This window comes from Cognatundibacterium crateris, assembly GCF_010078235.1.
In the GTDB taxonomy this organism is placed as follows: Bacteria; Pseudomonadota; Gammaproteobacteria; order Burkholderiales; family Burkholderiaceae_D; genus Undibacterium; species Undibacterium crateris.
Map to the genome: position 1 here is coordinate 431541 of NZ_JAABOS010000004.1, position 11705 is coordinate 443245.

Genomic DNA, 11705 nt, shown 5'->3' on the forward strand with positions numbered 1-11705 from the left:
ACTTGGAGTCAGAAATCGTGTATCACCAAAAATTGCAATCTGTCAGTAGTCTATTGGGTTTTATCGTTTCCGGTTTAGTGCTGACAGCTTGCGGCGGAGGTGGTGGAGCGACTGGCGGTGGTAGCGGCAGTACGACCGAGCCGCCCGTGCCGCAAAAAACTTTCCAGAGACAGATACCGCTCGCGGGCGATAGCTTTACTTATCAACACCAGATAAAAGATGATAAGGGTTCGAGCTGGACTTATTATTCGACCGAGGTTTATTGGAATCCGTATCGGAATGCGACTGGCAGCTCAAGCATACTCAACGATAAGTTACCCAAAACCGGATACTTCTTTGCTGGTACGAACACCTCTGCCACCTTTTCCTATGCCAGTTATTACGATGCAAATGGCGCAGAGCTCCTGTTCTCCCCGCGCTCAGCATCTGTATTGCCTTGCTCGTTTGCACAGCCTTATCAAACCGCGCAATCGCCATATGCCGTTGGGCAAAGCTGGGATGTCAGCGCCGTGTTAGGCTGCAATTCCGGGTCTGCTGTCAGCACTTACAAAACAGTCCGCGATACCGGAAATGTGGCAACCGCAGAAGATGTTACGGTTGTCGCTGGCAAGTTCACTGGATTAAAGGAAGTGGCGACGCTAAAGGAAGTGACTAACCGTACAACACCAAGTGGCAATGTCGCTGAAACCAGTAAAGACCTGAGTCGTACCTGCTGGCGCGATACGGTCAGCGGTCAGTATGTTAAATGCGTGGCGACAGGCTTTGATGCCGACTTTCAATCTGCAATACCGGGAGGCAGTAAAAATCTGAGCATTAGCTCAGAACTGATAGGCCGACTGAGTATCAGCAATGCGGGTGTCAAGGTTTTGCCGCGATTTGCCGGTCGTTGGAATCTGACGATAGGGACTGATACGCGCACTAATTTTATTGAAATTGATCACAATGGCGTGGTCAGTAAAGTATTTGAACTCAGTGCCGGTGGTTTGACCACAGATTTCACGACGCAGTTGTTAAATGCCAGCGTGAGCAATGAAGGTGATCTGAGCTTCACACTCAGCACACCGGCAGCCAATGGGATCAATGGTACTTTTACCGGCAAGCTCGATACAGTTGTCAGTGGCAGTGGTACGCTCAAACTGAGCAATGGCTATACTGGCACCTGGAAAATGACGCGCCTTTAATTTCGCTTCATCAATCCGCTATCCTGATTCAGCAAAGTGCATGCGAAAAAAATGGCCGCTTAAGTCATTTCTTTCGCAGCTTTTACCAAGCCGTGTGGATTTTTTTCTGGATTGCACCAAAGTGCAATAGTTTTCGCGCCTGTGAGTCGTTAGACTGTGCCTGGAAACTCTGATCAACCCTGATCTGCCCCTATCATGAAAAAGACCTACATGTCTGTCGATGCTGAATTAATTAATTATTTATTGTCAACTTCAGATGGCCGTCCTGGTGTGCTTGCCCATTCTGGTAGCGCCATTACCGCGATTCCATCGCATGAGTTTGTGCTGGTATTTGAAGGTAGCGAGGCGACGCCTGCGATGCGTTTTTATCTGGCAAAAAAAATTAACGAGATGTTGCCGAATGCCGGATTTGATATGGCGTTTATTGAATCAGCGAATAAACCGGCAGAGGCCAGGCTGGCACTGCTGCATCCTGAGGCATATCTGATCGTACAGGCCTTGTTGCCCTTAGGGCTGAGCAGTGACTTTTCCATTAGCCACATCATGCAATACGGTTTTGCGCCTATCGTTGAGCGTCAGATGGATTTGCTGCGCGCCCTGAAAAAAATAGAAGTCTTGCTGCACAACGGTGGCTGGCGTACTCAGGAGCTCATGCAGGATAACGCGGTATAAGCTTGTTAAGTTGTGGCTGCGCTGTTCAAACTGACCAGCGGCCATCCTGGTATAGCTCCTGCCCATCCAGGCGTACTGAACAGGTGACGGCAAATACATCAACATGGTGGCGGCCCTCGCCACGTTTGATGTGGGGTTTGGCATAGCTGCCATGTTTGGAGCCCAGCGATAAATGGATGCCGCACATACGTTCGTAAGTGCCTATGTCCATCACTTTTCTGTCCTGAGAAAACGCGCGATTCAGGCCAAAGCCCAGCTCACGCACCCAGACCACGCCATCGTCAGCACGGATGTTGGCGAGTACGCGATCAAATTCTTCCGTGCTGTTTTCGGTGCCAACGACCTGACCCTGTTCCACAATCAGCGTGATCGGTACCGGTGGTTCATTGATACGGAAACTGGTATCGCCGAAAATAAAAATACGCACTTTGCCGTTCACATCTTCCAGCCGGACAGATTCGGTGAACACCTCGCCTATTGGGAACTGACCGCCTATATTGGCCATCTCGCTATAGTCGCCCACGTTGAGCTTGGCAGGTTCTAAGCCACCGCCAAACACCAGTTGCGCACCATCGCCACTATCAATCACAGCCTGGCTGGCCTGATCAATGATGCGCTTGATCGCTTTGCCAGTTTCCCGGTAATACACGGGGTCATACTGCAGTGCGTCTATGTAGTAGCTGATTTCTTCCCCGTTCATACGGCCCAGGTGGGGATGCTCGATCACTTTCAAACCACGTTTAAACAGTTCCACCCGCAGCCTGTAGGCTTCCAGTCTGAAATTGGTGGACTGCACCAGGATTACAAGATCAGATTTCTGTAGCGCCGCAATCGCATCCAGTATCTCTTGTGCAGGCACCGTACCGAAATGCAGGCACTTCGCCTGGGGCAGACAGTGCTGATAAGCCTGACTGAGTATGCTGGCCAGTGCGGACTGGGTGTCAAAGACGATCAGAGCTTGCTGCTGTGCGTTGTGGCAAAAAGCATGCTCCAGTATGCCTGCGATGTGTTGACTGGCGAGCGTGGTCAGCGCGCTCCCGTCGCCGGAGATGGTTTGACTTTCTACAACTGAGCCTGCATTGGGGGTGATTGTTTGCATTGCGGATAGGAGTGAGCGGGAATTCTGAGACACAGCATTTTGTGTGGAGCTGTATTTTACCAAGACTTTCCTGTCAGGCCATTGCGAAACACATGATTTGGCACAAAGGCAGGGCAAGCATGCGCTGTCGTTTGCACTAAGGTGCAATAGACGAGAAAACTTTCCATGCATAAACTTTGCCATAACTCGGCAATTGTGCCGGTGCTTTTTTTTAAATCTGCAATCTGGACAGAATCATGCGAAATTTACCCTATCTCAGACTGCTACCTCTCTTGCTTGCGCTAGCGGCTTGTGGTGGTGGCGGCAGCGGCAGTAGTAACAGTGGCAGCTCATCATCATCGTCTTCAGGCGGTGAGGGTGTGGTGCAGCCTCCACGTGTGCCCACTGCGGACGAAAAAATTGCGGCCGCGATGCAGTCTGGCGATGTGTCTGGTCTGGATAACAGCTTGCAGCTTACCTTATTGCAAAAAGCACAGGCCAATGCTGCTGCTATACAGCTCGGCCAGGTCGGCACCTTGGGTAAGATTTATCGTAAAAATGGCACTGATCTGGATCAGACGCTGGCGTACACCGGGAATTCGATAGAGATAGGATTACTCAACTCGACTTCAGGCATCAGTTACCTGTCATCTGACAATGGAAATGGTATGGCTGCACTGAGCACCTTGGGCAGTGGTCGTGGCATGGCGTATGGCGCGGACGTCTTGTCCTGGATGGCAGGCAGTACCACACAGCAGCAGCATCAGCCTATGTTTTTGCGTGCCTTCAACTGGGTGCTGACAGGTGACCCGGATACTGCATTACCTGCTACGGTGAAATTTGTGGTGACGGGGTATGGCGCAGCCAACGTCAACGCTTATCTGAAAAAAATTGGTGTACAAGGGCAGGAGATCAGTTGCGCACTCAGCGATGCAGCCAATACCTGCTGGCAGAGCGCGGATCTGCTGGTCTTCGGTGGCGGCACGAAAGACAGTGCCACGCTGACTTCCCAGGTACAAACCTATATGAAAGCCGGTAAGCATGTGATGTATTTTGCGCCCAGCTGGATAGAGTCTGCCGGTGGTCGCCAGGTCGCCAATGCCATGGGTATGGACGTAGGTGGCTACCCTGGTAATTACTTCGGTTCTGCCGCAGATCTGGGTATTTCTGCCGGACGCACTGTTGCGGACAGTATTGCACGCGCAGATAAAATGGGTGCATTGATCCCTACGCTACAGAAGCTGCAGGATGAAAAACTGAGTTGGGATTTTAAAGCTGACGCAACGCCACTGATGCCAGTCACGCAATTGATGAATGAATTGGCCGGGCAGCATGGACGTGGCGCAAATCTGTTTCAGCAGGCGGGCATGGACTTGCATAAGTTGCTGGTATTGTGGGCAGATTTGTGGCGCCCGAATGCAGTCAAATATGGTCAGTTACCACCAGATCAGAAGGCCACAGCCATCGATTTCTTACGTACGTATGCGGCTGATTCCTGGGTTGTGTACAACCGGACGAAAACCACAGTAGCACCAGCCGGTTATGGTGATTACATGCCTAAAGAGGCATTAACAATGCCAGTCAGCGCTGACTTCGAAGATATAGACGTCACGATTGCACAGGGTAGCGGCACCACTGCCATTGGTCGTGCTGCTATCCCTGGCAAAACCGTCACCATACAGGTGGTTGATGCAGCAGGCGGCTCACTGGGAATGCAGACTGGTTACGCCAGAACCTGGGGTGACCCGGTAACCGATAACACTAAGTATGGTCGTCCGCGCCGTCCGGTGTCGTTCCCGGTTCCTCTGCGCACCGATAGCGACAATGTATTCACTACACCTTTTGGTGGTCCGGTTTACCTGAATTACCATGGTTTGGCATCTGGTAAAGTTGTACGCTTGCGTGTCAAAGGCGCCGCCAAATACGGCCACTTTGATTTTACCAAGGATATGTCGCAGGCTGAGATTGATGCGGCTTCGGCTGTCATCAAGTCCAAGGTATTTGGCTGGCAGACTTCGAAATTTGTTGGCGGTGAAGTGCATCAGACCAACGCGTTTGCACTCAGTGTGATTGGTAATACTGATCCGCGCGACTACATCCTCAACAACCTGCGCGCACGTATTTTTGATTCCAACCATATCGCGAATGGCTATAGCAACATGACGATGTCGGCAAACGTTAAGTCAGTGTGCGATACCCTGAGCTGGACTTGCGATGGCGATCTGCACCGCGCACCTGGCGTACAGCATTTCATAGGCTGGATTGCGACTTGTGGCTATCTGTGTTCAGGTAATCCTTCGGATGGTTTTGCCGGGATTTCTGCTGGCTGGGGCTGGTGGCATGAGCTCGGTCACAACACCGTGCAGCGCGTACATCACATCGTGCCGCCTGGCAGCGCCGGTTGTGTGGTGGAGTGCGATAACAATATTCTGTCTACTGCTTCAGCGATACGCCAGTTTGGATTGACGGGTATCGACGTGAGTGGTGATCGTATCAACCATAAGGGTTTGTATCAGTTCATGGTAGATAGCCGTGCTACCGGTGCCACTGGCGAAGCATTGCGCGCGACGATGCAAAAGAAATTGTGGGACAGTGATGACCAGAACGCGATGCGCGCCATGCATTTTCAGCTGGGCTTTTTGTACACCCGTTTTCGTCTCGGGATGGCAAAACCAACACCACATACCACCATCGAATATCTGACCTTGCTGACTAAGGGCGATCGTCTGGTGGAAAAAGACTGGACTGCAGCAAATGCAGCGAAGTACGGCATGGGACGTTATGCCAACAACACCATCACTAACCATGATCTGGTGTATGTACTGAGTTCTAAAATTATCGGCAAGGATATGCGTAACTATTTCTTTGCCTATGGTTTGCCGCTCGACCAGAAATCGCTGGATTCTGTCGCTGATCTGAAGCTGGAAGTAGCGCCGCTGAGCCTGTATGCGTTGGCTCCGGGTAAAGGAAATCAGGTAGAAACCGGTATTTGGATGGATATCGAGGGAAAAACACCGGCCTATCCGTTTAACTGAGTCTGCTACTGTTGTTTGTTTGCAAAAAAGCACATTTATTTGATTTTAGTCATGTCAATGTCACAATTCTTTGCTATGATTCGACTCAGCTGCTGTACATACAACCGATATGTATGACGGTAGCAAGGTGTGCGGGCCCACTCTGGTGGGCAAGCCACCGATCCAATTCCGGCGCGGGACCTGTACTCAGGTTCCGCGTTTTCATTTGTACTTTTGATTTGATGCGTTGTTTCCAGATTGCATAAATTTGTCACCCGTAAATACGCGCTTTATAATCAGACGCATATTTTCCTTTCAGGAAAAATTTCCTTTGTGAAAAAAGAGGCAGGAATTTTCCTGGCATGGATCAGACCGCAGCACAGGCTTACTGTCCAACCTGTTTCCCTTTAAACAATTGCATGATTGTTCGCTGTTCCGCTCTGGAGTGCTTATGAAGTCAGTCCGGTTGTGCGCATTGCTGTATTTAATGGGTGTTTCAAGCTTACCTTTGCAGCTTGCCGCGCATCCGGCAGCGGCAGAACGCTGGATAGATAAGGAGTTTCAGCCATCCAGCCTGACGCGCGAGCAGCAGCGCGATGAAATGAAGTGGTTCATGCAAACGGCGCAGCGACTCAAAGCGCAGGGCGTACAAGAAATCCGGGTTGTGTCAGAAGTCATTGATACTCATGCCTACGAAGCCAATGTGCTGAGTCAGGCTTTTTTTGACATCACCGGTATCCGGGTAGTGCATGAAATCATGCCGGAAGGCGATCTGGTACAACGCCTGCAAAAAGCTATCTACAGCAATAGCAGCCCGTATGACGGCTGGATTTCAGATTCCGATCTGATCGGCACGCATTACCGCTATGGCGTGATTGAAGCCTTATCTGATTTCATGAAAGGGGCAGGTAAGGACTATACCAATCCTGGCCTCGATCTGAAGGACTTTATCGGCCTGCGCTTCACTACCGCACCGGATGGCAAGCTGTATCAATTACCCGACCAGCAGTTTGCGAACCTGTACTGGTTTCGTGCTGACTGGTTTGCGCGGCCAGAGCTGCAGCAACGTTTCAAAGCGCGCTACGGCTATGAGCTGGGTGTGCCACTGAACTGGTCGGCTTATGAAGATATCGCTGAATTTTTTTCCAAACATGTGCGCGAACTTGATGGTCAGCCTGTGTATGGTCACATGGACTATGGCAAGCGTGATCCCTCGCTGGGCTGGCGCTTTACCGATGCCTGGCTGTCTATGGCCGGGGTGGCAGACAAGGGCTTGCCGAATGGCTTGCCAGTCGATGAATGGGGCATACGGGTCGCCAGCGATCAATGTACACCGGTCGGTGCCAGCGTGGCGCGCGGTGGTGCCACCAACTCGCCGCCTGCGGTGTATGCGCTGAATAAGTATCTGCAGTGGATGAATGATTACGCGCCGCGTCAGGCCAAAGCACTGGACTTCTCTGAGGCGGGTCCGGTAGCCGGGCAGGGACAGATAGCGCAACAGATTTTTTGGTACACCGCGTTTACTGCAGCGCTGACCAAGCCGGGTCTGCCTGTGATGAATGCCGACGGCACGCCTAAGTGGCGCATGGCACCTTCGCCGCATGGGGTGTATTGGAAGAACGGTATGCAGAATGGTTATCAGGATGTCGGGTCCTGGACATTTTTTAAGTCCACGCCTCCACGCAGAAAAGCGGCGGCCTGGTTGTATGCGCAGTTCGTCACCTCGAAAACCGTATCGCTGAAAAAATCGATCACCGGGCTGACCTTCATCCGCGAGTCCGATATCCGGCACGAATATTTCACCCGGAATGCTGACCGTTACGGCGGCTTGATCGAGTTTTACCGCAGCCCGGCCCGCATCGCCTGGACCCCGACCGGCAGTAATGTGCCGGATTATCCGCAACTGGCAACTTTATGGTGGCCGAATATCGCTGCGGCCATCAATGGTGAAGCCAGTCCGAAAGAAGCTCTCGATACCCTGGCGGCGCAGATGGATAAACAGCTGGGTGAACTGCAGGCGCAAGGCATGCAGCATTGCGCGCCGCGCCTGAATCCTAAGTCGGATGAGTCACGTTATCTGAGCGATAAAGGTGCACCCTGGAAGAAAATCCCTCAGGAAAAAAATCAGGGCGAAACCATTGCCTATGAAAAGTTGTTGCAGGCCTGGCGCGAAGGCCGGGTCAGGTAAGCAAGGTTTAAGCAGTTTCTACGCAGTGTCAGTCAAAAAAAAACAGGTTTTTCCGTAACCAGGTGACCCAATGCAGTTCAAGATGAAGCAAGTATTTTCCCGTTTTCAGCACATCAATCTGCTGGCGGTCACCCTGTTGATTGTCGCTGTGATAGTGACGCAAACTTACCTGAGTATGCGTGAGGATCGCACACTGACACTGGATGCCGAACGCACTAATGCGCATGTCGCTGTGCGGATACTGGAAGAGCACGTGGCGCAAACCATGCAGGACGGTGTGCAGAAACTGGATGCAGTCGCGGCGGCGGTGTCAGCCGTTGCGCATGATCATAGCGCGATACAGAAAGTCATCGCTTCCTATGATATTCAGGATAACCGTTACATCAAATCCTTGCGCTATATCGATCTGGGCGGTAACAGCTGGGTCAGTTCGCCGGATTTCCCGGCGCATAGCACGAATGTGGCAGACCGCCAGGATGTCCGGTTTTTGCTGAACGCCCCCGATTACAACGAAGTTGTGATCGGACGCCCTTATCACTCGCCGTATGACAGCCAGTTGGTGTTACCGATTGCGCGCAATATCTTTGACCGTAACCAGCAACAGGTAGGCATTATCAGCACCGACATCCGGATTGCTTATTTCGCCGGTTTGTATGCCAGTGTCGCGAGTGAAAATAATGCGATGGTGGCACTGATACTGGACCCCGGTTTTGTGGTGATACGCTCGCCGTTTGAAGCGCGTTTTGCTGACCGTGATGTCAGCCAGGCCAACGCAACTAAAAAGCTCAGTCAGTCAGATATTGAAGGCAGTTTCGAGGATGCAGACTGGCTCGATGATGAGTTTTCACGTTTGTATGCCTATCGTAAGGTTGAGAATTTTCCACTCACCATTGTCTATGGACGCGACTTTGACAGCATGCTCGCACAATGGAATCAGCGTATGGAAACACGGGTCGCATTGACCGTACTGGTGGTGAGTATCCTGGGTTTTGTGATGTGGATACTCTCGGTTCAGATGCGTAAATTGCGACAGTCGGAAGCGACCCTCAGAACCGCCGAATATAAGTTTTCAGAAATCTTTGAACGTTCGCCGTTGCCACTGTCTTTGCTGAATCTGCATGGCAGGAAAATTGATGCCGTGAATGACGCCTGGCTGCATTTATTTGCCTACCAGCGTGAGCAGGTGCTGGATCAGTCGTTCAACAGCAGTGCGCATATCTGGGTCGACAGCCAGCAATTGACAGCATTCACTGACCTGCTGCGCAATCAGCCACAAGTCGATTCTTATCCGGCACGGCTACGCGATGCGAACGGCAATATTCATGATTGTCTGTTGTCGGCGCGCCGCTATGAAGCGGATGGCGAGCAGCGCTTCATCATTACACCACAGGATGTGACGCGTCAGAATGCAGCCGAAGCCGCTTTGCGTGAGCTCAATGAGGAACTGGAGCAAAGGGTGGCGCGTCGTACCGAGAATCTGGAGCGCTCGAATCAGGAACTGGAAGAGGCCTTGCAATCGCTGCGCCTGATGCAGACTGAACTGATACGTCAGGAAAAGCTGGCTTCATTAGGCTCACTGGTGGCTGGGGTTGCCCATGAGCTCAACACACCTATTGGTAACAGCGTGACCGTGGCCAGTACTTTGCAGGATGATGCAAAGCGGATTAAACGCGAAGTTGATCAGGGACAGATAAAACGCAGCAGCCTGAATGCCTTTGCCGATGGCATGCTGTTTGGCACCGATGTGTTGATGCGCTCACTGACACGCGCCTCGGAACTGATACGCAGCTTCAAACATGTGGCGGTCGATCAGTCCAGCGATATGCGGCGTCAGTTTGATCTCCGGCAGGTATTGGAAGAAATCCTGCTGACTAATTCTGCGATGTATACCAAAACACCGTTTCAGATGCGTACTACGCTGGAGCCAGGTATCAGTATGAACAGCTTTCCGGGAGCGCTAGGTCAGATCATAGGCAATTTCGTCAGCAATGCGATGACCCACGCGTTTGAAGGCAGGGACAACGGCAGTATGCATTTGATCGCCCGTAGCGCTGGCGAACTGGCGGTGATCGAATTCAGGGATGATGGTAACGGTATTTCCGCTGACAATCTGAGCAAGGTATTCGATCCGTTTTTCACCACCAAGTTTGGTCAGGGGGGATCTGGTCTGGGGATGAATATCGTGTATAACCTGGCGACTGAAATCCTGGGCGGTAAAATCGATTTGCAAAGCGCGCCAGGTTTGGGCACGTGTTTCACGCTGACTTTGCCGCTGATTGCGCCTGAGAGTGAGATCAAGGGCAAGTGAAGTGTATGCCGCCTGCTGGCGGCTAAACAGTAGCTAAATAGTGGCTAAATAGTGGCTATTTAGCGGATCGCGTTATGTTGCAGTCGCCACGCGCCCGGTGTGACGCCGGTCCATTCTTTGAACGCATGCTGAAATGCGCTTTGTTCGCGGTAACCCAGCAGGAAAGCAATGTCTGACAGGCTGAAGTCTGCATTGTGCAGATATGACAGCGCCAGTTCATGCCGGGTTTCGTCCAGAATTTGCTGAAAGCTGACACCTGCCTCGGCCAGTTTTCGTTGCAGGGTACGTGGGCTCAGTTGCAGGGTGGCAGCGATGTCGTTCAAGCGCCATTGTTCGTGCGCGAGTTGTTCGCCCATGGCTTGCCTTAAGCTGTGTACGATCTCATGTTCGCGGTGTTGTCTGTGCTTTTGCATCAGCAATTGATCTGCATGCTGACGCAGTATGGCCGATAAGCCAGTGTCGGCATGTGGCACCGGCCAGTTCAGTAATACGGCTGGAAAACGGCTGTGATGACAGCTGGCACCGAAGTGCACCTCGGGCCCGAATACGCGCCGGTGTTCGCTGATATCGTCCGGTGCAGCATGCTGAAAAAAAACCGGTGCATGCGGCAGTTTGCTGCCTGCAAACCAGTCGCCGAACACACGGATACCGGCGAACACACTTTCGGCCAGGTGCGGGCTGGCGTCAGGAAAATGGCTGTGCCAGCGGTACTCGGCCACATCGCCTTCCACAATCAGCTCGGAGCGGCCCAGATCATGCGCTAATGCCTCATAACGCATGGTTTGCTGAAACGCCTCACCAAAATCGCGACAGCTCATGAGTAGCATGCCATACACATTGTAAGTACCCAGCTTCACCTTTTCACCGACATGCAGGCCAAATTGCGGGTCGGCGCAGCGCTTTGCGCCTTCATCCAGCAAGCGCAGATAGGACGTAGCTGACATAGTTTCGCCGGATGGATTGAACAGCGGCTTCCCGCGCTCATCCTGAATGATTTGCGCCAGGTTCTGACCACGTTCCTCCAGCAGTTCCAGCAAGGGCTGTGCATAGGCCAGTGCAACGCTGGCACCTGGCGCGCTGCGGGCTGCTAAGGGGGAATGGGCACGATGCTCTGGCATGTTAGAACAATTCCTGTGACATGAATCAGCAATACCTGACGTGGATTTGGGTCTAAGCTGAGTATAACATTCAGTCTGTCCCGCCCTGGCTGGCAGCTGATCAAAATCAGAAGACTGGCAAATAAGCGACTACACGGCAGACTGCA

The 11705-nt window shown here is 52.1% G+C and carries 7 protein-coding genes; 5 read left to right on the plus strand and 2 right to left on the minus strand.

The annotated features are described in order from the left end of the window. The first annotated feature begins 17 nt into the window (after positions 1-17). Together EYB48_RS10365 and EYB48_RS10370 are read left to right on the plus strand one after the other, a co-directional pair. Positions 18-1181, plus strand: a complete 1164-nt coding sequence (locus EYB48_RS10365) for a hypothetical protein (protein WP_162020254.1) — start codon at positions 18-20, stop codon at positions 1179-1181. Between the two features lie 210 nt (positions 1182-1391). Further along, a complete protein-coding gene (locus EYB48_RS10370) occupies positions 1392-1853 on the plus strand; it encodes a hypothetical protein (protein ID WP_235935021.1) in 462 nt (153 codons plus the stop codon). 25 nt (positions 1854-1878) lie between these two features. Here the strand turns inward: EYB48_RS10370 and EYB48_RS10375 are convergent, their stop codons facing one another. Beyond that, the gene (locus EYB48_RS10375; protein WP_235935024.1) at positions 1879-2952 is read right to left on the minus strand and encodes a M29 family metallopeptidase; all 1074 of its coding nucleotides are present in this window, start codon (positions 2950-2952) and stop codon (positions 1879-1881) included. 236 nt (positions 2953-3188) lie between these two features. Here EYB48_RS10375 and EYB48_RS10380 point away from each other — a divergent pair, with 236 nt between their 5' ends. The 3 genes from EYB48_RS10380 (at position 3189) to EYB48_RS10390 (ending at position 10441) form a co-directional block, all read left to right on the plus strand. Further along, on the plus strand, positions 3189-5966 hold the full coding sequence (locus tag EYB48_RS10380) for an ImpA family metalloprotease (RefSeq protein WP_162020256.1): 2778 nt from the start codon (positions 3189-3191) through the stop codon (positions 5964-5966). A gap of 466 nt (positions 5967-6432) precedes the next feature. Next, complete coding sequence (locus EYB48_RS10385; protein WP_162020335.1) at positions 6433-8133, plus strand: ABC transporter substrate-binding protein; 1701 nt, start codon at positions 6433-6435, stop codon at positions 8131-8133. Between the two features lie 82 nt (positions 8134-8215). Beyond that, entirely contained in the window at positions 8216-10441 is a 2226-nt protein-coding gene (locus EYB48_RS10390; protein ID WP_162020257.1) for an ATP-binding protein, read from the plus strand. Between the two features lie 59 nt (positions 10442-10500). Here EYB48_RS10390 and EYB48_RS10395 read toward each other — a convergent pair whose 3' ends face one another. After that, the gene (locus tag EYB48_RS10395) at positions 10501-11559 is read right to left on the minus strand and encodes an AraC family transcriptional regulator (RefSeq protein WP_162020258.1); all 1059 of its coding nucleotides are present in this window, start codon (positions 11557-11559) and stop codon (positions 10501-10503) included. Positions 11560-11705 lie beyond the last annotated feature (146 nt).

What these genes read in the sequence shown, in the direction of transcription:
- EYB48_RS10390 (WP_162020257.1), top strand. Translation starts at nt 8,216, where the DNA reads ATGAAGCAAGTATTTTCCCGTTTTCAGCACATCAATCTGCTGGCGGTC.
- EYB48_RS10395 (WP_162020258.1), bottom strand. Translation starts at nt 11,559, where the DNA reads ATGCCAGAGCATCGTGCCCATTCCCCCTTAGCAGCCCGCAGCGCGCCA.
- EYB48_RS10385 (WP_162020335.1), top strand. Translation starts at nt 6,433, where the DNA reads ATGGGTGTTTCAAGCTTACCTTTGCAGCTTGCCGCGCATCCGGCAGCG.
- EYB48_RS10370 (WP_235935021.1), top strand. Translation starts at nt 1,392, where the DNA reads ATGTCTGTCGATGCTGAATTAATTAATTATTTATTGTCAACTTCAGAT.
- EYB48_RS10380 (WP_162020256.1), top strand. Translation starts at nt 3,189, where the DNA reads ATGCGAAATTTACCCTATCTCAGACTGCTACCTCTCTTGCTTGCGCTA.
- EYB48_RS10375 (WP_235935024.1), bottom strand. Translation starts at nt 2,952, where the DNA reads ATGCAAACAATCACCCCCAATGCAGGCTCAGTTGTAGAAAGTCAAACC.